This is a genomic window from Streptomyces sp. NPDC056527 (genome assembly GCF_042794475.1).
GTDB lineage: Bacteria > Actinomycetota > Actinomycetes > Streptomycetales > Streptomycetaceae > Streptomyces.
On the sequence record NZ_JBHTTQ010000013.1, the window covers coordinates 11,297 to 29,106 of the forward strand.

The following is a 17,810-nucleotide window of genomic DNA, read 5'->3' on the forward strand; positions in this document are numbered from 1 at the left end:
TCAGTCGAGGATGAAGCTCTCCAGGTACGACGGGTTGGCGCGGTCGAGCATCGACTGCGAGCGCGCCCGTATCTGCCGGTCGCTGTGCTCGCTCGCCGGGAGCATCCAGAACCGGTCGGCGCGGATGCCGTCGACGACGTGCTCGGCGACCTCCTCGACGGGGGTGAAGGCGACCTCGTGCCCGGCGTCCTTCATCGCCGCCTCCCACTGGTCGAGGCTGCGGTACGGGGTCCTGCGCGGCCGCTCCTTGGCGTACCGCTCGGGCCTGTTGCGGTGCGACTCCCACAGGCCCGTGCGCAGCATGTGCGGGCCGGGGAAGAGCACGGACGCCCCCACGCGCGCGTGCTCCGCCCTCAGATGCGCGTAGAGCGACTCGGTCATGGTGACGACGGCCGCCTTGGTGACGGCGTAGACGGAGGCGGTGGGCAGCGGAGCGATCCCGCCGTCGCCGGACGAGGTGTTGACGACGTGCCCGGGCTCGCCGCCGGCGATCATGCGCGGGACGAAGGCCTGGATGCCGTGGAAGACGCCCCAGACGTTGACGGAGAAGGCCCACTTCCAGTCGTTGGGCTCGTGCTCCCACATACGGCCCTCGGCGCCGGAGCCGACGCCGGCGTTGTTGCAGAGGACGTGGACGGCTCCGAAGGTGTCGTACGCGGCGTCCGCGAAGGCCCGTACGGACCCCGGATCGCTGACGTCGACGGTACGGGCGAGGATCCGGGCGCCCTCCTCCGTCAGTTCACCGGCCGCCTTGGCGAGCGCGGTCTCCTCCACGTCGCCGAGGACGACGGCGAGCCCCTCGGCGGCGAAGCGGCGCGCCATGGCGAGCCCGATGCCGCTCGCCGCGCCGGTGACGACGGCGACCTGCCCCTGACGCAGCTCCATCACACGCTCCCTTCCGGCGGACCGTCGAGGATCTGCTGCGGGTCGTCGTACCGCTGGTGGATGTACGGGAGGAGGGCCTGGGCGCTGACCCGTTCCGCGACCCGGCCCTTCTGGTCGGTGGTCTTCTCGCCGATGGTGATCTCGACGATCCGGCGGACGGGTAGGTCGGCGACGGGGTCGTACATGGACTCGCGCAGGACGACGTCCCCGGTGATCCGCTCCAGCTTGCGCACCTTCTCGGCCCGGACGCAGTGGACGAGGACGGGGTCGGCGTCGAAGCCGGTGCCGTCCACGCCCGGCAGGAACTTGAAGTAGAAGTCGGTCTTCTCGGCGGGTTCGGGAAGCGGCAGCGGGCCGGAGACCGCTCCGCGCACCTCGACGAAGTCGATGCCGTGTCGCCCGAGCGCGGCGCGGACGACGAGCCCGTCGCGTTCGACGACGACCTCGCCGAGCTTCTTCGGTTCGCCGAAGACCTCACGGCCTCCGATGAGGGCGCGCTCCAGGGTCATCGGCATGACGAGCGGATACCAGCCCTCCTGGTCGCCGTGGGCGGCGGCGACGGCGACGGAGCCGGCGCCCAGGGGGTAGCCGGGCAGGTCGACCTGGGAGATGTTGGCCCGTACGAGGGGACGTTCGGTGGGTTTCAGCGGGGGCGGCAGAACGGCCGCCACCACGTCCGGATCGGTCTCCCATACGGCGACCACTCCGGTGGACCAGATGTCGGGGAGCTTCGCGCTCTTCGTGCGGGCCGCCGTGATCTCGGCGTCGGTGCGTGCCCCGTACCGTACTCGTGCCATGGACGTACCACCCTTCAGCGGGTCGGGTCTGTAACACAGTTACACCGGCGGCGATGAAGGGTAAAGAGCCGTGCAGGCAACAGAGTTGGGGGAAACGAATGGCGCGCACCGCACTCACCCGCGAGGAGGTGCTGGAGACCGCCGCCGCTCTGGTGAAGCAGCACGGCCCGGACGCCCTGACCATGCGCAGGCTCGCCGCCGAACTCGCCACCGCGGTCACCTCGATCTACTGGCACGTCGGCAACCGGGAGTCCCTGCTGGACGCGCTGGTCGAGCGGACGGTCGCCGATCTCTCCGCGATCACCCCGCGCGGCCGCACTCCCGCCGCCCGGATCGTCTCGGTGGCCCGCACGCTCCGACGGGATCTGCGGGAGCGTCCGCATCTGGTGGCGATGGTGCACGAACGGGGTCTGACGGAGCGGATGTTCCTGCCCGCCCAGCGCGCGCTCGCCCATGAGGTGCACGCGGCGGGACTGCGCGGGGCTCGGGCGGCGGAGGCGGTGCGGGCCGTACAGGTCCAGGTCGTCGGCCATGTCCTGGTCGAGCGCAACCGCGAACGGGCGCCGGTCCAGTCGCCCGGAGAGGTGGAACTCTGGCAGTCGGAGACGACCGACCCGCCCGACCCCGCCCTCACCCGCGCCCTGGCGGCCCCGGTCGATCCGGAGCGACTCTTCACCACGTCCGTACGGGCCTTGGTGGACGGCCTGCTGAGGCCCCGAGAGGACGGGACCCCGGATCATGGCCCCGGCGAGCGGGGTGAGGCGTCAACGGCGTGACCGGAATCCGGCGCCCGAGTGGACACCGGGGGCGGCGTTGTCAGCGACGGCCCGTATTCTCAGTGACCATGCTCGACGACCGTACGACAGCAGCGACGTGGCCGGCCGCCTACCCACAGGGGTACGCGGTCGTCGACGTGGAGACCACCGGACTCGCCCGCGACGACCGGATAGTGTCGGCTGCCGTCTACCGACTCGACGCCCAGGGCAATGTCGAGGACCACTGGTACACGCTCGTCAATCCCGAGCGGGACCCGGGGCCTGTCTGGATCCACGGGCTGACCAGCGACCTGCTGGAGGGCGCGCCGCTCTTCCCCGAGATCGCCGCCGAGTTCTCCGCCCGGTTGGACGGCCGGGTCCTGGTCGCGCACAACGCGATCTTCGACTGGCAGATGATCGCCCGGGAGTACGCGCGGGCCGAGCGCACCGCGCCGGTGCGGCAGCGGCTGTGCACGATCGCCCTCTCCAAGGAGCTGTCGCTTCCGCTGCCCAACCACAAGCTGGAGTCGCTGGCCGCGCACTTCGGCGTGGTCCAGCAGCGGGCGCACAACGCACTGGACGACGCGCGCGTGCTGGCCGAGGCTTTCCGGCCGAGTCTGCACACGGCCGCCGAGCGGAACGTACGGCTGCCGCTGCTGGAGTGCCGGCCGCTGACGGAGTGGGCGTCCACGCCCGCCGCGCCACGGATCGGCTACCAGGCCTCGTACCACTCGAACAGCTGGCGCCCCTCACGGAAGCGGCCGCCGTGCCCGCACCCCAATCCCGGGCGTTACGAAACGGACAAACCGCTCAAGCAGGGAATGCGGGTGGCGTTCTCGGGCGACACCTCCATCGACCGCGAGCTGCTGGAGGACCGCGCGTTCGACGCGGGACTCCATGTCGCCGGCAGCGTCTCCCGGCTGACGAGCCTGCTGGTCACCAACGACCCGGACGCCGCGACCTCCAAGACGGTGAAGGCGAAGTCCTTCGGTACGCCGATCGTCGACGAGGCGGCGTTCACCCAGTTGCTCCGCGACGTGGCCCCGGCAGACGGGTGACGCACCGGGCGTGCCGCCCACGCTTCGCCGGGCGCGCGTCGCACCCTGTGGCGCATGGCACGTTGTGAGGTCTGCGGAAACGATTACGGCATGTCCTTCGAGGTGCACGCGCAGGGCGCGGTGCACGTCTTCGACTGCTTCTCCTGCGCCATTCACCGCATGGCGCCCATCTGTGAGCACTGCAAGGTGCAGATCATCGGCCAGGGCGTCGAGGTCGAGGGCAACTGGTTCTGCGGCGGGCACTGCGCCCGTGCGGAGGGAAAGGTGGGCATCGTCGATCACGTCTGAACCACGGCCGCCCAGGGCGACCGGAACCCCCGTGCGTGCACCCCATGACCACAGTTGTACGGTCATGGGGTGTACCGCTTCCTGTTGTCCCGGCAGTGGGTGATCCTCACCCTCATCGCCCTCGTCCTCGTCCCGACGATGGTCGAGCTGGGCTTCTGGCAGTTCCACCGGCACGAGCGCCGCGTCGCCCAGAACGGCCTGATCGCGGAGAACCTGAAGGCGGAGCCGCTCCCCATCGAGGAGCTGACCTCCCCCGGTCACACCGTCCCGCGCTCCGACTACTGGCGCCGGACCACCGCCACCGGCACCTTCGACACCGCGCACGAGGTCGTCGTCCGGCGCCGCACCAACGCCGACGACCGCCAGGGCGTGATGGTGCTCACCCCGCTGGTCCTGAGGGACGGCCGGGTCGTCCTGGTCAACCGCGGCTGGGTCCCGGCCGCCGCCGACCAGAAGGCGTACCCCGAGGTCCCGCCCGCGCCCAAGGGCGAGATCACCGTCATCGGCCGGCTGAAGGCGGACGAGACGACCGACGCCAGCGGTATCAAGGACCTGCGCGGGCTGCCGGACCGTCAGGTGATGCTGATCAACAGCGCACAGCAGGCCGAGCTGCTCGGCCGCGAGGTCCTCGGCGGCTACCTGGAGCAGACGGCGCCCGAGCCCGCGGGGAACACCCCCGAGCTGGTCCCGGAGCCCGACCACGACTCGATCGGCGCGCACATGGCGTACGCCGTGCAGTGGTGGCTCTTCGCCTTCGGCGTGCCGGTCGGCTGGGTGATCCTGGTGCGTCGTGAGAAGCGTGACCGGGAGGCCGCAGCCGACACCGACGGAGGCGCGGACGTCCCGGAGCCCGCTCCGGCCGCCGTCTAGGACCGAACCCTCCGATCGACCGGCCAGGGCCTCGGCTCAGCCGCCCCCCTGATTGACCGTCGTCTCTTCCGGGAACACGCCAAAGCGTGACGCAAAGTATCGACGACTACGCCCTCATCGGCGATCTGCAGACGGCCGCGCTCGTCGGCCGCGACGGGTCGATCGACTGGCTGTGTCTGCCCCGCTTCGACTCGGCCGCCTGCTTCGCCGCGCTGCTCGGCGACGAGGACAACGGTCACTGGCGCATCGCCCCCAAGGGCGCCACCACCTGCACCAGCCGGGGCTACGCGGGCGACTCCCTCGTCCTGGAGACGTACTGGGAGACCCGCACCGGCACGGTGAAGGTCGTCGACTTCATGCCACAGCGCGACAAGGCGCCCGATGTCATGCGGATCGTGGAGGGCGTCAGCGGCAGCGTCGAGATGACCGCGGCGCTGCGGCTGCGCTTCGACTACGGCTCGATCGTGCCGTGGGTCCGGCGCAGCGAGGGCCATCGGGTGGCCGTGGCGGGGCCCGACTCGGTCTGGCTGCGCAGCGACCCGCCGGTGAAGACCTGGGGGCAGCAGTTCGCCACCTGGTCGTCGTTCACGGTCGAGGAGGGCGAGAAGGTGGCGTTCGTGCTCACCTGGCACCCTTCGCACGAGCCGCGTCCCGAGCTGATCGACCCCTACGGCGCGCTCGAGGACTGTCTGCGGGACTGGCGCGACTGGTCGGCTCGCTGTACGTACGAGGGGCCGTACCGGCAGGCGGTGCTGCGCTCGCTGATCACGCTCAAGGCCCTCACCTACGCGCCGACGGGCGGCATCATGGCCGCCCCCACCACCTCGCTCCCGGAGGAGCTGGGCGGCGTACGGAACTGGGACTACCGCTCCTGCTGGCTGCGCGACTCGACCCTCACGCTCGGCGCGCTGCTGGCGGCCGGCTATGTCGACGAGGCGGTGGCGTGGCGCGACTGGCTGCTGCGGGCGGTGGCGGGCGATCCGGCCGACCTCCAGATCATGTACGGACCGGGCGGTGAGCGGCGGCTGCCCGAGATGTCGGTGCCCTGGCTGCGCGGGTACGCGGAATCGGCGCCGGTACGGATCGGGAACGCGGCGGTGGACCAGTTCCAGCTCGATGTGTACGGCGAGGTCATGGACTCGCTCGACATGGCGCGGGCGGCGGGGATCCCCGCCGAGCCGCACGCCTGGAACCTGCAGTTGAGTCTGCTGGGCTTCCTGGAGTCGACCTGGCGGAATCCGGACGAGGGGCTGTGGGAGGTGCGCGGGCCGCGCCGCCACTTCGTGCACTCGAAGGTGATGGCCTGGGTCGCCGCCGACCGCGCGGTGCGTGCGTTTGAGGCGGATCCGTCCCTGCGCGGGGACGTGGCGCGGTGGCGGGTGATGCGGGACGAGATCCACGCGGAGGTGTGCGCGAAGGGGTACGACCCTGTGCGCAACACGTTCACCCAGGCGTACGGCTCGCGGGAGCTGGACGCGGCGACGCTGCTGATCCCGCGGGTCGGGTTCCTGCCGTCGGACGATCCGCGGGTCGTGGGGACGATCGACGCGGTCCGCGAGGAGCTGACGCACGGCGGGTTCGTCCGCCGCTACACCACCAAAGGCGTCTCGGTCGACGGCCTGCCCGGCGGCGAGGGAACGTTTCTCGCCTGCTCCTTCTGGCTCGCGGACGCGCTGCGGATGATCGGACGGGAGGACGAGGCACGGGAGCTCTTCGAGCGTCTGCTGGCGCTCCGCAACGACGTGGGGCTCCTCGCGGAGGAGTACGACCCGGTGGCGCGGCGGCAGCTGGGCAACTTCCCGCAGGCGTTCAGCCACATCGGCCTGGTGGGCACCGCCCTCGCGCTGCCTTGGGAGGAGGCGGCAGGATAGGGCCATGGATCTTGGACTGAAGGACCGTGTGTACGTGGTGACCGGCGCGACGCGTGGGCTCGGCCGGGCGTCGGCCGAGGCGCTGCTCGCCGAGGGCGCGAAGGTGCTGATCACCGGGCGCGAGGAGAAGGCGGTCGCCGAGGCGGCCGAGGAGCTGGGCCCGGACGCGGCCGGCCTCGCCGCCGACAACGCCGACCCGGACGCGCCCGCCCGGCTGATCGCCGAGGCGCGGTCCCGCTTCGGGGGCTTCGACGGCATCCTCGTCAGCGTGGGCGGCCCGGCGCCGGGCTTCGGCGCGGAGAACAGCGACGAGCAGTGGACGTCGGCGTTCGACACGGTCTTCCTGGGGGCGGTACGGATGGCCCGGGCGGCGGCCGAGTCGCTGACCGAGGGCGGGGTCGTCGGCTTCGTGCTCTCCGGCTCCGTCCACGAGCCGATCCCCGGCCTGACGATCTCCAACGGGCTGCGCCCCGGCCTGGCCGGCTTCGCGAAGTCCCTCGCGGGCGACCTGGGGCCACGTGGCATCCGGGTCGTGGGCGTGCTGCCGGGGCGCATCGACACGGACCGGGTGCGTTCCCTCGACGCGATGTCCGGGGACGCGGACGCGGCGCGGGCGGCGAGCGAGTCCCGTATCCCGCTCCGCCGTTACGGCACGCCGGAGGAGTTCGGCCGCACGGCGGCGTTCCTGCTCTCCCCCGCGGCCTCGTACGTGACCGGCGTGATGGTCTCGGTGGACGGCGGGGCGAGGCACGGCTTCTGACGGTCCGCGCCGCTGCGGCGGCCTCCGCCACGGAGCCTCAGGTGACCCTCCGCGCACCGTGTTTGGTCGCGCGGAGGCGGGCCTCGGCGGGGAGAGCGGCCAGGCCCGCCGAGGTGCGGACATCGGCCAGGGCCTCGTTGGTCAGTGAGGTCAGGGCCTCGCCCGGCGAGGCGTAGGGCTCCAGGAGCAGGGCGATGCGGGCACGGGGCGCCGTGCGGCGGCCCGTCAGGAGGACCCGGACACGGGCCACGCCGTCCTGCGCCGCCGCGTCCGCCGCCAGGACGGTCTCCAGCGCCCGCCCCCGTACCGTCGCGCCCTCGCCGTCTCCGGTGTCGACCAGGACCTCCGCGAGCCGGGCACGCCGGAACTGGGCGATCAACCACCACAGGGCGAGCAGCACGACGATCCCGAGAGCGGCGATGACCACCGGCCACCACCAGCCCTCGTCGCGCCATCGGTACCGGTCCGCCCTGCTCAGCAGGACGTCGGAGGACCCCCACCACGGCCACCACGAGGGCACCGGCAGATCGAACCCGGCCGCGAGGACCGCCCCGCCGAGGACGACGAGCAGCAGTCCCACGAGTCCGAGCACGATCCGGTTGACGCGCCGGAGAATGACGGTCACCCCTTCACCCCTTCCTCGGCGGTCGGGCCACCCGCACGGTCGGCGCCGGTGGCCGGGCGAGCCCGAGTTCGTCGATTCCCGTGGTCACCACGCTCGCGATGTCGGCGCGTACCTCGTCGAGTTCGCGGAAGTGCGAGACCGCGCGCACGGCCACCTTCTTGCGTCCCATCCGTACCCGTGCGGACTGCACGCCGGAGACCTCCATGACCCGGTCCCGCAGGATCATCGCCGCGGCGTCGCGGTCGAGTCCGGCCCGTACGTCGGCGTGGTCGCGCCGCATCGGGAGGACGGCGCGCAGCCCGGGGGTGGACGCGAGCAGCAGCAGCCAGGCGCCGAGGACGACGGCGACGGAGGCGCCGGCCAGGACCCAGGTGTTGTCGAGGTGCCGGGTCGCCAGGTCGTCGGCGAGCACCTGTCGCCAGTGCATGGCCCTGTGGTCGGCCCGTACCGCGGCCACGTCGTAGAGCAGCAGCCCGGCGCCGCCGAGGACGAGGAGGGCGACCAGGGCCGCCGGGATCCGCCGGACGGCCCAGAAGCGGCGGGCCCGTACCTCCTCGTGTACGGGCACGGAGTCGGTGCCGGTGTCGTTGTCGGTCTCCGTGGTCATGCCAGTCTCCGCCCTGCCGACGCGCGCTCCGTGCGCGGGGAGTGCAGGCGCTCGACGTGGATGGCCACCTCTGGCACCTCCATGCCCACCAACTCCCGCACCCGGCTGATCACATGGCGGCGGACCTCGCCGCACTGGCGACCGAGGTCGATGGGATGCCCGAGCTCCAGACTCACCGAGACGCGCGCCGTGTCACGTTGCACGACGACCGAGGCGTGCGGCGGCGAGCCGCCCGGGGGCACGCTGTCGAGCGCCTCCCGGGCGGCCCGCGCGGCGATCTTCGCGACGACCCGGTCGGCGATCGTCGTCGCCCCGCGACCGGCGGGGCCCGCCGGGTCTGCTGCCACCCCCGGTCACCGCCGCCGGTCGCCGCGCTCGCGACCCCGGAAGAAGTCGCCGGGTTCGAGGTCCCCCTCCAGGAACCGCCCGACGACGAAGCCGATCGCGCCCAATGCCGCGACCAGCACGAACGCCCCGAAGCCGCCGAAGTATCCGGCGAAGCCGAGGGCCATTCCGGCCACCAGGCCGATCATCGCCATGCTCATGCTGAGCCCTTTCCGTCGGGCTGCCGGCGGCTACTGGAGCCGCGGCTCCGGCGCCTCGTCCTCTTCGTCCGGCAGCTTCACGTCGCTGACCGCGATATTGACCTCGACGACCTCCAGGCCGGTCATCCGCTCCACCGCGGCGATGACGTTCTCGCGCACATCGCCGGCCACATCGGCGATCGAGACGCCGTAGTCGACGACGATCTCCAGATCGAGTGCGGTCTGCACCTCGCCGACCTCGGCCTTCACGCCACGTGTGACGCCGGCTTTCTGCCCCCCTCCACCGGGCACGCGTTCGCGTACGGCGCCGAAGGTGCGGGAGAGACCGCTGCCCATGGCGTGGACGCCGGGAACATCACGGGCGGCAAGGCCGGCGATCTTCTCCACGACGCCGTCGGCGATGGTGGTGCGGCCACGGGTCGCCGGGGCGCCGCCGCCGCGCTTGGTCACGGACGGTTCATCGGGGTGTGCGGGGTCGTTCATCGCCGATCATCCCTTCCATTCCGTTATCTACCTCTTTGCCCACATTAAGTGTGCTTGCCCGGTCTCGCGCCGGGAATGCGGCAGGCTGGGGGCATGACGACGACAGCGGGAACGGGATGGGCGGCGGCGGTGCGCGAGCGGCTCGGGCCGGGCCGGCTACTGCCTCTCGGGGAAGCGGCGGAGGGTGCGTGGCTGACGGAGCGGGCGGCGAGGGCGGTGCTGCTGCGGGCGGCGGCGTCCGTACGAGGGGTGGTTCCGGGGGCGCTCCGGGTGGGGCTGGTGGAGGCGGGCGGGGGCGAGCCGTTCCCGGTGCCGCCGGGCGGACTGCCCCCGGGCACTCTCGGGATCTCGGCCGAGTTCGCGGCGGAGTACGGGACCGAGGAGAGCAGGCCGCTGCCGACGCTCGCGGCGGAGGTGCGCGAGGCTCTGTTCAGCTCGGCGATGGGGGCGCTGGGCCTGGCGGTCGTGGAGGTGGATCTGCGCGTGACCGACCTCGCCGAGGGCGCTCGGGAGGCCCCGGATTCACCGGCCGCCACTCACCCACCCGGGCGAATCCCACCCGCGCCGGAGGACCCGACGGCCCGGGCGGTGCTGGCGGTCGCGGGCGTGGCGGCGCTGACCGGCACCCTGGGCAGCCCGCTGCACCGTACCCCCGGTCTGCTCCGTGTGGAGCTGGCGGTCTCCGCCGGCCATCGCGCGCTGGACGTGGCCCGCGCGGCCCGCACGGCGGCGACCGCCGCCGCCCCGGAGGCGACGACGGTCACGGTGCTGGTCTCGGCGGTGGGCTGACGGCGCGGTTCCGCGCGACGGCCCGGGACGTCAGTCGCCGAGGCCCGCGAGGTCGCGCAGACGGCGCGCCTGGGCGGCGCGCTCGGCGGCGCGCTGCTGCTCGTAGGTGCGACCGCAGACGCCCTGGAGCAGCGCCTTGGTCTCGATGACCGCGTCACGCGGCGCGGCGAGCAGCGCGGCACTCAAGTCCCGTACCGCGGCGTCGAGTTCATCACCGGGCACGGCGATGTTGGCGAGGCCGATGCGCTCGGCCTCCTCCGCGTGGACGAAGCGGCCCGTGGCGCAGATCTCCAGCGCACGGGCGTAGCCGACGAGGGAGACCAGGGGATGCGTGCCGGTCAGGTCCGGCACGAGGCCCAGGCTGGTCTCGCGCATGGCGAACTGCACGTCCTCGGCGACGACCCGCAGGTCGCAGGCGAGGGCGAGCTGGAACCCGGCACCGATGGCGTGCCCCTGGACGGCCGCGATCGACACGATGTCGCTGCGGCGCCACCAGGTGAACGCCTCCTGGTACTCGGCGATGACCGCGTCCAGGTCCTCGTCCGAACCGCGCGCCAAGTCGAGGAAGGACGGCTCTCCGTCGAAGCCCTCGGGCGTGAACGCCTGCCGGTCGAGCCCGGCGGAGAAGGACATGCCCTCACCACGCAGGACCACGACCCGCACGCTGCCGGGCAATGACCGTCCGGCTTCCGTCAACGCCCGCCACAGAGCGGGAGACTGGGCGTTGCGCTTCGCCGGGTTGGTCAGGGTCACCGTGGCAACGGCGTCCTCGACGGTGAGCCGTACACCGTCCTTGTCGAAAACGAGCACAGAGTCGAGCGAAGTCATGGGGCGCCTCCGGTTCCGGTGCAGCACTGACAGCAATACTGATGCGTAAGTGACTGCACAGTAACCACCCGGCCGACCACCCGGTCGACCGGGTGGCCACCATGAGAATCGGTGGACCCGACGAACCGCGCCCGGGTCAGGCCGAGGCGGCCTTCTTGCCCCGTGTCGCCCCGCCGCGTCCACGCAGCGTGACTCCGGACTCACTGAGCATCCGGTGGACGAATCCGTAGGAGCGACCGGTTTCCTCGGCCAGCGCCCGGATGCTCGCACCGGAGTCGTACTTCTTCTTCAGGTCTGCCGCGAGCTTGTCGCGCGCGGCGCCGGTCACCCGGCTGCCCTTCTTCAGAGTCTCGGCCACCCGTGCCTCCTCATGGGAAGTGCGCTCTGGACTTCTCATGATCACCCCTTCCGGACGTCCTGGCCACCCATTCGACAAGGTCCGTGCCACAAGGTTCGCGGGAGCGGAAGGTGGCATCACGACCGGAATCTTGGATTCCGGTGCGCCCGGAGCACGGCCGGCAACCGATCGGGACGGGAAGTACCAGGTCAGCGCCGCACCCGGCAGAAGAACGCGGCGCGGCCCCTGACGGAAGGATTCGTCAGGGGCCGCGCCAGGGGGTATGAGACGCACTCACTCAGATGAAGGATCACCCATGAGCCGAATGATCCATACCGAGATGATCAGGCGAGCGCCACCAGGTCCTTGTAGTCCGGACCCCACAGGTCCTCGACGCCGTCCGGGAGCAGGATGATCCGCTCCGGCTCGAGCGCGTCGACCGCGCCCTCGTCGTGGGTGACGAGGACGACCGCGCCCTTGTAGGTGCGCAGCGCGCCGAGGATCTCCTCGCGGCTGGCGGGGTCGAGGTTGTTGGTCGGCTCGTCCAGAAGCAGCACGTTCGCCGAGGAGACGACCAGGGTGGCCAGCGCCAGCCGGGTCTTCTCACCACCGGAGAGCACCCCGGCCGGCTTGTCGACGTCGTCGCCGGAGAAGAGGAAGGAACCGAGCGTCTTGCGCACCTCGACCAGGTCGAGGTCGGGCGCGGAGGAGCGCATGTTCTCCAGGACCGTGCGCTCCGGGTCGAGGGTCTCGTGCTCCTGGGCGTAGTAGCCGAGCTTGAGGCCGTGGCCCGGGGTCACCTCGCCGGTGTCGGGGTTCTCGGCCCCGGCGAGCAGGCGCAGCAGCGTGGTCTTGCCCGCGCCGTTGAGGCCGAGGATGACGACGCGCGAGCCCTTGTCGATGGCGAGGTTCACATCGGTGAAGATTTCGAGCGAGCCGTACGACTTGGAGAGGCCCTCCGCCGTCAGCGGGGTCTTGCCGCAGGGTGCGGGCTCCGGGAACCGGAGCTTGGCGACCTTGTCGTTGACCCGGACCGCCTCAAGGCCGGAGAGCAGGCGCTCGGCGCGCTTGGCCATGTTCTGGGCGGCGACGGTCTTGGTGGCCTTGGCGCGCATCTTGTCGGCCTGCGAGTTGAGGGCGGCGGCCTTCTTCTCGGCGTTCTGGCGCTCGCGCTTGCGGCGCTTCTCGTCGGCCTCGCGCTGCTGCTGGTAGAGCTTCCAGCCCATGTTGTAGACGTCGATCGTGGAGCGGTTGGCGTCCAGGTAGAAGACCTTGTTCACGACGGTCTCGACCAGGTCGACGTCGTGGGAGATGACGATGAAGCCACCCCGGTAGGTCTTGAGGTAGTCGCGCAGCCAGACGATGGAGTCGGCGTCGAGGTGGTTGGTGGGCTCGTCGAGGAGCAGGGTGTCGGCGTCGGAGAAGAGGATCCGGGCCAGCTCGACGCGGCGGCGCTGACCACCGGAGAGGGTGTGCAGCGGCTGGCCGAGGACCCGGTCGGGGAGCCCGAGGGCGGCGGCGATCGTGGACGCCTCCGCCTCGGCGGCGTACCCGCCCTTGGTGAGGAACTCGGTCTCCTGGCGCTCGTACTGCTTCATCGCCTTGTCGCGCGTGCCGCCGGTGCCGGTGGCGATGCGCTCCTCGTTCATCCGCATCTTGCGGATGAGGACGTCCAGGCCGCGGGCGGAGAGGATGCGGTCGCGGGCCAGCGTGTCGAGGTCGCCGGTGCGCGGGTCCTGCGGGAGGTAGCCGACCTCGCCGGAGCGGGCGATCTGCCCGGCGGCGGGCATGCCCTCGCCCGCGAGGCACTTGGTGAGGGTGGTCTTGCCCGCTCCGTTGCGGCCGACCAGGCCGATGCGGTCGCCCTTGGCGATACGGAAGGAAGCGGACTCGATGAGGATGCGGGCGCCGGCGCGCAGCTCGATGCCGGAAGCGGTGATCACGGACAGACTCCAGGGCGGGGGTGGACGGCGGAAGGGCTCTCGGGCGGTTCGACGCCGCTAGTGCACGAGGAGAATGGCCATGCGGCCAGTCTAACGGGCCCCTGCAACTGCTTTTCGGCCACGGCCAGCATCGAGACGCATCTCACCCCTTTCGGTCAAGTGGGGCAAAAGGGGCGGGCGCTGTCGGATTCGCCGATACTCGGCCGCAGGACGGCGGCCACTGCCGCGGCGGACACGGCAGAGGTGGTGGCCCATGCAGTTCGACGACGACGCCAACCTGGACACCTCCGAGGTGAAGGACGTCCGCGGCAGCCGCATCCCGGGCGGGAGGGCCACCGTCGGCGGCGGAATCGTCGGCGTCATCGCACTGATCCTGGGACTGCTCTTCGGGGTGGGCCCCGAGCAGCTCGGGCTCTCCGCCGGCGACCCGGAGCCGGTCGCGACCTCCTCCTCCGTGGCCCAGGTCGAGCGCGCCTGCCGGACCGGCGCGGACGCGAACACCCGCGAGGACTGCCGGACCGTGGCGGTCGTCAACAGCGTCCAGGACTTCTGGCGGGCGGAGTACGCCCGGCGCGGCGGACGGTACGGGGACGCGCGCACGGTGATGTTCACGAACCAGGTCGGCACCGCCTGCGGCTCGGCCACCTCGGCGGTCGGGCCGTTCTACTGCCCCGGGGACCGGCAGGTCTATCTGGACCTGGGGTTCTTCGACGACCTGCGGACGAAGTTCGGATCGAGCGGCGGCCCGTTCGCGCAGGCCTACGTCGTGGCGCACGAGTACGGCCACCACGTGCAGAACATGATGGGCACCCTGGCCCGCGCCCAGGACGGGCGCACGGGCGCGAACTCCAACGCGGTACGGGTGGAGCTGCAGGCGGACTGCTACGCGGGGGTCTGGGCTCACCACGCGACGACCACGCCGGACGAGAAGACGGGCCGGCCGTTGCTGACCAAGCTGACGGAGGCCGACATCCGCGACGGCATGGACGCGGCGGCCGCGGTCGGCGACGACCGGATCCAGGAGAGGTTCCAGGGCCGGGTGACCCCGGAGAACTGGACGCACGGCTCGGCCGCTCAGCGCCGGCAGTGGTTCTACACCGGCTACACGACGGGTGACATGGCGCGGTGCAACACCTTCCGGTGACGCACGGCGTTGTCGGTGGCGAATGCCAGACTGAGACCCAGGTCACATTCCGGGTTTTCAGGGCGCATCAGGCGAGAAGGAGTGAGCGAGATGGCTGAGGGACCCCACATCTGTCCGACCCTGACCTATGACGACGCGCACGCCGCGATCAAGCAGCTCACGGAGGGGTTCGGCTTCTCCCGCCACGCGGTGTACGAGGAGGACGGCAAGGTCGTGCATGCCGAGCTGACGTACGGGAACGGCATGGTGATGCTCGGGAGCAAGGGGACGGGCAGCGAGTTCGACAAGCTGGTCGAGGCCGCCGGGCCCGCCGGGGTGTACGTCCACGTGGACGACGTGGACGCACACCACGCGCGGGCGGTGGAGCACGGCATCGAGATCGTCATGCCGATCAAGGACCAGGAGTACGGCTCGCGGGACTACATCGCCCGCGACGCCGAGGGCAACATCTGGAGCTTCGGTACCTATCTCCCGGGGGCCGCGGAGTAGCGGACCCTCACGGCTCCCTCACGATCCCCCGGTGTGGACCTGGAAGGCCGCCCGGCGGACGGCCTTGGCGAGGGCCGGGTCGGGGTGGGCGGCGGCGAGGGCGACCAGGACCTGGACCGTTCGGGGATGGCCGACGGCCCGGACCTCGTCGAGGAGGGCCGGGACGGTGCCCTGCACGGCGGAGTCGAGGTGGCGGACGAGCAGGGCGCTCTCGCCGTGGTCGGACACCGCCGCGGCGGTGTCCACCCAGAGCCAGGTGGCCTCCTCGCGGGTGAGCACGTCCGGGGCGTCGTCGGGGTCGGCGCCGTCGTACTCGGCGAGCCAGAGCAGGGCGTAGGGGCGCAGCGACGCCTCCTCGGCGGCGGCCCGGACCTCGGCCTCGGCGGGGGCTCCGACGACCCGGAGCGCCTCGAAGGCGAGACCGCGCAGCAGGGCGTCCTCGCCGCGTGCGACGGCGAGGAGCTCCGTGACCGCGCTGGAGAGGGTGCGGGCCGCGAGCCAGGCGCGGTACTCGTCGCGGGCGGGGCCGGGGGTGAGCCGGGCGCAGCCGCGGAGCATGTCCTCGGCCGACTGCTCGATGTTGCCCGCCGGGCTCTGGGCGGCGACGCAGATCTGCTCCAGCTTGACCCAGACCGCCCAGTTCCCGAGCGGGGTCAGGGTGGCGAGAGCGTCTTCGGCGCTCTCGGGGCCTTCGCCGAGGGTCAGGGCGCCCACGGCGGCGAGCCCCTCCAGGGCCCAGTCGAGCAGGGCGGAGAGTCCGTCGGGTCCGGCCGCGCACACGGCGTCGGTGTCGGTGCCCTCGACGGGGACCTCGCAGCGCTCCTCGCGCAGCTCCTCGACCCGCTGCTGGAGCAGGTCGAGAAGGGCGGGGACCAGGACCGGTCCGGCGGAGAGCTGGAGGAGGGAGAGCAGCTGCGGGACGGCCTCGACGACCTCGGCCACGGCGCTGGGCGCCACGTCCTCCGGGGCGGGGTGCACCAGCGACCAGGCGTCGAACAGGGCGACCCAGCCGCGCAGCACGGCGGAGTCGTCGCGGTCCCAGGCGTGCAGCCGCCAGCCGGGGCGGGCGGTGCCGTCGTGGAGTTCGACGAGTCCGGCGAGCCGGGCCCGGTCCCAGCCCGCCCGGATCTGGTCGGGCGTCAGGTCCAGTGCGGCGGCGGCGCGTTCCTGGACGGCGAAGGCCTCGGGGTCGGTCGGAGCGGCGCCCCCGGCCCCACGGTCGACGGCTGCCCAGCGGGCGATCCGTACGGCGTCGGCGAGGACGGTCCGTGCCTGGCGGGCCAGTTCCGCGCGGGGCGGAGTGCCCTCGGGCGGCCGCGGCGCCGGCCGGGTGCGCCGCGTCGTCACGGCCCGTCGGGCGGTGGCGAGTGCCCGCGGACGGACGAGTCGGAGTCTGGAGTTGCGCGCCAATTGCTCATCAGGCTTTCGAGACGTCACGGAGGCAGTCTTCCCGCTGACGGCCTGAAAGCCCAATCGGAATCGGCAGCGCCGGTGGAACACCGCGCGAGGAGGGGTCAGAGCAGGGGGGTGAGGAAGCGGCGCAGGGCCTCTTCGTAGCGGACCGGGTCGGCGTTCCACATCGAGGCATGCGGGGCGCCGCGGACCGTGTGCAGGGTGACCAGTTCCGGGCGGCGGGCGGCCAGTTCGAGGGAGGGCTCCCAGGGGGCGATGGTGTCGTCGGGGCCGTGGAAGACCAGCGTCGGCACCCGCAGACCCGCCGGGTCGGCGGCCTGCTGGAGACGGCCGCCGTCCAGGCCGGTCCTGTCCTGGGCGGCGCGGACGGCGAGCGGAAGCAGCGGGCCGGGCACGCGGCGGGCGGAGGCGAGGTTGCGCAGGGTGGCTTCGTGGTCGAGGACCGGGGAGTCCAGGACGAGGCCGCGGATCACGTCCCGTACGCCGGAGTCGGCGGCGGCGTGCAGGGCCATGGTGGCCCCGGGCCCCCAGCCGAGCAGGACGACGTGCTGGGCGCCCTTGCGGACGGCGTACCGGATGGCCGCGTCGACGTCGCGCCACTCGGAGGCGCCGAGGTGGCCGAGGCCGTCCGGGGACCGGGGCGCGCCCTCGTCCCCTCGGTACGCGAGGCACAGGACGGGGATCTGCCGTCGGGAGAGGAACGGGACGAGGTTGAGGGGGTGCCGGCGGGTCGTGCCGATGCCGTGCAGGGCGATCACCCAGGTGGAGCGGGCGCCGGGGACGAGCCAGGCGGGCAGGGTGCCGAGTTCGCCGGGGATGTCGGCGTCCTCGTGGTCGAGGCCGAGCGCGGTGCCCGGGTCGCCGCTGTGCAGCTCGGGGGTGAAGCGGACCCGGGCGCCGGGTTCCAGGGTCCCGAGCTCGACCCGTTCCAGGCGGCGGACGACGGTGTCCGCGCTGTGCGGGACCCGGTCGAGCACGGGTCCGACGACGGCGTGGATGCCGGGACCCTCGATCCCGTACGTACCCGGGCGCAGCGACGCGAGGCTGCGGGTCAGGGTGACGTGACCGGGGTCCGTGGCATGCACGGTGAGGCGGGGGTCGCGGGGCAGGGGCCGTCCGGCCGCCTTGAGGGCGGCGTCACTGGCGTACCGGCCGGCCGCGATCGCGGCCGCGCCGACACCGAGCAGGGTGGTGACGGCCGCTGCCGTCGCTGTAGCCGGGCGCACGCTCCCAGTGTCGGCAGGGCGGGGACGGGCTGCCACCGGACAGACCCGCATGGGCCCCGACCGGGCCACCGTCGAGCGGACCCACGGAGGGCCACTC

21 protein-coding genes are annotated in these 17,810 nt (G+C 72.3%); 9 read left to right on the top strand and 12 right to left on the bottom strand.

The window, feature by feature from the left end; genetic code table 11:
• Both ACFQ7Q_RS09850 and ACFQ7Q_RS09855 read right to left on the bottom strand, forming a co-directional pair.
• Positions 1-885, bottom strand: a complete 885-nt coding sequence (locus ACFQ7Q_RS09850; protein WP_383551864.1) for an SDR family NAD(P)-dependent oxidoreductase — start codon at positions 883-885, stop codon at positions 1-3.
• Entirely contained in the window at positions 885-1,682 is a 798-nt protein-coding gene (locus ACFQ7Q_RS09855) for an acetoacetate decarboxylase family protein (RefSeq protein WP_383551866.1), read from the bottom strand. The genes ACFQ7Q_RS09850 and ACFQ7Q_RS09855 overlap by 1 nt, the downstream gene beginning before the upstream one ends.
• 98 nt (positions 1,683-1,780) lie before the next feature.
• Between ACFQ7Q_RS09855 and ACFQ7Q_RS09860 the strand changes: the two genes are divergently transcribed.
• From ACFQ7Q_RS09860 to ACFQ7Q_RS09885, 6 genes are all read left to right on the top strand, one after another.
• Positions 1,781-2,458 carry a TetR/AcrR family transcriptional regulator gene (locus tag ACFQ7Q_RS09860; RefSeq protein WP_383551868.1) on the top strand — a complete coding sequence of 226 codons (678 nt, stop codon included), beginning with the start codon at positions 1,781-1,783 and terminating at the stop codon, positions 2,456-2,458.
• Between the two features lie 62 nt (positions 2,459-2,520).
• The gene (locus tag ACFQ7Q_RS09865) at positions 2,521-3,495 is read left to right on the top strand and encodes a DEDDh family exonuclease (protein ID WP_383551870.1); all 975 of its coding nucleotides are present in this window, start codon (positions 2,521-2,523) and stop codon (positions 3,493-3,495) included.
• Between the two features lie 54 nt (positions 3,496-3,549).
• Positions 3,550-3,783, top strand: a complete 234-nt coding sequence (locus ACFQ7Q_RS09870; protein WP_383551872.1) for a hypothetical protein — start codon at positions 3,550-3,552, stop codon at positions 3,781-3,783.
• 69 nt (positions 3,784-3,852) lie between these two features.
• Complete coding sequence (locus ACFQ7Q_RS09875) at positions 3,853-4,653, top strand: SURF1 family protein (protein WP_383551874.1); 801 nt, start codon at positions 3,853-3,855, stop codon at positions 4,651-4,653.
• Between the two features lie 86 nt (positions 4,654-4,739).
• The gene (locus ACFQ7Q_RS09880; protein WP_383551876.1) at positions 4,740-6,524 is read left to right on the top strand and encodes a glycoside hydrolase family 15 protein; all 1,785 of its coding nucleotides are present in this window, start codon (positions 4,740-4,742) and stop codon (positions 6,522-6,524) included.
• Positions 6,525-6,528: 4 nt separating this feature from the next.
• Positions 6,529-7,284 carry an SDR family oxidoreductase gene (locus ACFQ7Q_RS09885; protein WP_383551878.1) on the top strand — a complete coding sequence of 252 codons (756 nt, stop codon included), beginning with the start codon at positions 6,529-6,531 and terminating at the stop codon, positions 7,282-7,284.
• A gap of 37 nt (positions 7,285-7,321) precedes the next feature.
• Here the strand turns inward: ACFQ7Q_RS09885 and amaP are convergent, their stop codons facing one another.
• Genes amaP through ACFQ7Q_RS09910 form a run of 5 tightly spaced genes read right to left on the bottom strand, consistent with a single transcriptional unit; the run spans position 7,322 to position 9,544 of the window.
• Positions 7,322-7,909: an alkaline shock response membrane anchor protein AmaP gene (gene amaP / locus ACFQ7Q_RS09890; protein WP_383551880.1), complete on the bottom strand. Its 588-nt coding sequence runs from the start codon at positions 7,907-7,909 to the stop codon at positions 7,322-7,324.
• Between the two features lie 4 nt (positions 7,910-7,913).
• Entirely contained in the window at positions 7,914-8,516 is a 603-nt protein-coding gene (locus ACFQ7Q_RS09895) for a DUF6286 domain-containing protein (RefSeq protein ID WP_383551882.1), read from the bottom strand.
• On the bottom strand, positions 8,513-8,863 hold the full coding sequence (locus ACFQ7Q_RS09900) for an Asp23/Gls24 family envelope stress response protein (RefSeq protein WP_383551884.1): 351 nt from the start codon (positions 8,861-8,863) through the stop codon (positions 8,513-8,515). The genes ACFQ7Q_RS09895 and ACFQ7Q_RS09900 overlap by 4 nt, the downstream gene beginning before the upstream one ends.
• 6 nt (positions 8,864-8,869) lie before the next feature.
• Positions 8,870-9,061 carry a hypothetical protein gene (locus tag ACFQ7Q_RS09905; protein WP_383551886.1) on the bottom strand — a complete coding sequence of 64 codons (192 nt, stop codon included), beginning with the start codon at positions 9,059-9,061 and terminating at the stop codon, positions 8,870-8,872.
• 30 nt (positions 9,062-9,091) lie between these two features.
• Entirely contained in the window at positions 9,092-9,544 is a 453-nt protein-coding gene (locus tag ACFQ7Q_RS09910; RefSeq protein ID WP_383551888.1) for an Asp23/Gls24 family envelope stress response protein, read from the bottom strand.
• Positions 9,545-9,637: 93 nt separating this feature from the next.
• Here ACFQ7Q_RS09910 and ACFQ7Q_RS09915 point away from each other — a divergent pair, with 93 nt between their 5' ends.
• On the top strand, positions 9,638-10,333 hold the full coding sequence (locus tag ACFQ7Q_RS09915) for a hypothetical protein (RefSeq protein ID WP_383551890.1): 696 nt from the start codon (positions 9,638-9,640) through the stop codon (positions 10,331-10,333).
• 30 nt (positions 10,334-10,363) lie between these two features.
• Here ACFQ7Q_RS09915 and ACFQ7Q_RS09920 read toward each other — a convergent pair whose 3' ends face one another.
• The 3 genes from ACFQ7Q_RS09920 to ACFQ7Q_RS09930 form a co-directional block, all read right to left on the bottom strand.
• Entirely contained in the window at positions 10,364-11,161 is a 798-nt protein-coding gene (locus tag ACFQ7Q_RS09920; protein ID WP_383551892.1) for an enoyl-CoA hydratase/isomerase family protein, read from the bottom strand.
• A 136-nt stretch (positions 11,162-11,297) separates the two neighbouring features.
• Complete coding sequence (locus ACFQ7Q_RS09925; RefSeq protein ID WP_006123601.1) at positions 11,298-11,519, bottom strand: helix-turn-helix domain-containing protein; 222 nt, start codon at positions 11,517-11,519, stop codon at positions 11,298-11,300.
• Positions 11,520-11,842: 323 nt separating this feature from the next.
• Positions 11,843-13,441 (bottom strand): ABC-F family ATP-binding cassette domain-containing protein, encoded by a 1,599-nt coding sequence (locus tag ACFQ7Q_RS09930; protein ID WP_383551894.1) that lies wholly within the window; start codon positions 13,439-13,441, stop codon positions 11,843-11,845.
• Between the two features lie 253 nt (positions 13,442-13,694).
• On the opposite strand from ACFQ7Q_RS09930, the gene ACFQ7Q_RS09935 reads away from it, so the two are divergent.
• Together ACFQ7Q_RS09935 and ACFQ7Q_RS09940 are read left to right on the top strand one after the other, a co-directional pair.
• Positions 13,695-14,585: a neutral zinc metallopeptidase gene (locus tag ACFQ7Q_RS09935; RefSeq protein WP_383551896.1), complete on the top strand. Its 891-nt coding sequence runs from the start codon at positions 13,695-13,697 to the stop codon at positions 14,583-14,585.
• Positions 14,586-14,675: 90 nt separating this feature from the next.
• A complete protein-coding gene (locus ACFQ7Q_RS09940; protein ID WP_383551898.1) occupies positions 14,676-15,074 on the top strand; it encodes a VOC family protein in 399 nt (132 codons plus the stop codon).
• An 18-nt stretch (positions 15,075-15,092) separates the two neighbouring features.
• Here ACFQ7Q_RS09940 and ACFQ7Q_RS09945 read toward each other — a convergent pair whose 3' ends face one another.
• Together ACFQ7Q_RS09945 and ACFQ7Q_RS09950 are read right to left on the bottom strand one after the other, a co-directional pair.
• A complete protein-coding gene (locus ACFQ7Q_RS09945; RefSeq protein WP_383551900.1) occupies positions 15,093-16,511 on the bottom strand; it encodes a hypothetical protein in 1,419 nt (472 codons plus the stop codon).
• Positions 16,512-16,588: 77 nt separating this feature from the next.
• Entirely contained in the window at positions 16,589-17,713 is a 1,125-nt protein-coding gene (locus ACFQ7Q_RS09950) for an alpha/beta hydrolase (protein WP_383551902.1), read from the bottom strand.
• Between the last annotated feature and the right edge of the window lie 97 nt (positions 17,714-17,810).

Bases quoted from the DNA above. Each gene is read 5' to 3' on its own strand.
- ACFQ7Q_RS09850 (WP_383551864.1), bottom strand. From the start codon at position 885: ATGGAGCTGCGTCAGGGGCAGGTCGCCGTCGTCACCGGCGCGGCGAGC.
- ACFQ7Q_RS09855 (WP_383551866.1), bottom strand. From the start codon at position 1,682: ATGGCACGAGTACGGTACGGGGCACGCACCGACGCCGAGATCACGGCG.
- ACFQ7Q_RS09860 (WP_383551868.1), top strand. From the start codon at position 1,781: ATGGCGCGCACCGCACTCACCCGCGAGGAGGTGCTGGAGACCGCCGCC.
- ACFQ7Q_RS09870 (WP_383551872.1), top strand. From the start codon at position 3,550: ATGGCACGTTGTGAGGTCTGCGGAAACGATTACGGCATGTCCTTCGAG.
- ACFQ7Q_RS09885 (WP_383551878.1), top strand. From the start codon at position 6,529: ATGGATCTTGGACTGAAGGACCGTGTGTACGTGGTGACCGGCGCGACG.
- ACFQ7Q_RS09895 (WP_383551882.1), bottom strand. From the start codon at position 8,516: ATGACCACGGAGACCGACAACGACACCGGCACCGACTCCGTGCCCGTA.
- ACFQ7Q_RS09905 (WP_383551886.1), bottom strand. From the start codon at position 9,061: ATGAGCATGGCGATGATCGGCCTGGTGGCCGGAATGGCCCTCGGCTTC.
- ACFQ7Q_RS09910 (WP_383551888.1), bottom strand. From the start codon at position 9,544: ATGAACGACCCCGCACACCCCGATGAACCGTCCGTGACCAAGCGCGGC.
- ACFQ7Q_RS09915 (WP_383551890.1), top strand. From the start codon at position 9,638: ATGACGACGACAGCGGGAACGGGATGGGCGGCGGCGGTGCGCGAGCGG.
- ACFQ7Q_RS09920 (WP_383551892.1), bottom strand. From the start codon at position 11,161: ATGACTTCGCTCGACTCTGTGCTCGTTTTCGACAAGGACGGTGTACGG.
- ACFQ7Q_RS09935 (WP_383551896.1), top strand. From the start codon at position 13,695: ATGCAGTTCGACGACGACGCCAACCTGGACACCTCCGAGGTGAAGGAC.
- ACFQ7Q_RS09940 (WP_383551898.1), top strand. From the start codon at position 14,676: ATGGCTGAGGGACCCCACATCTGTCCGACCCTGACCTATGACGACGCG.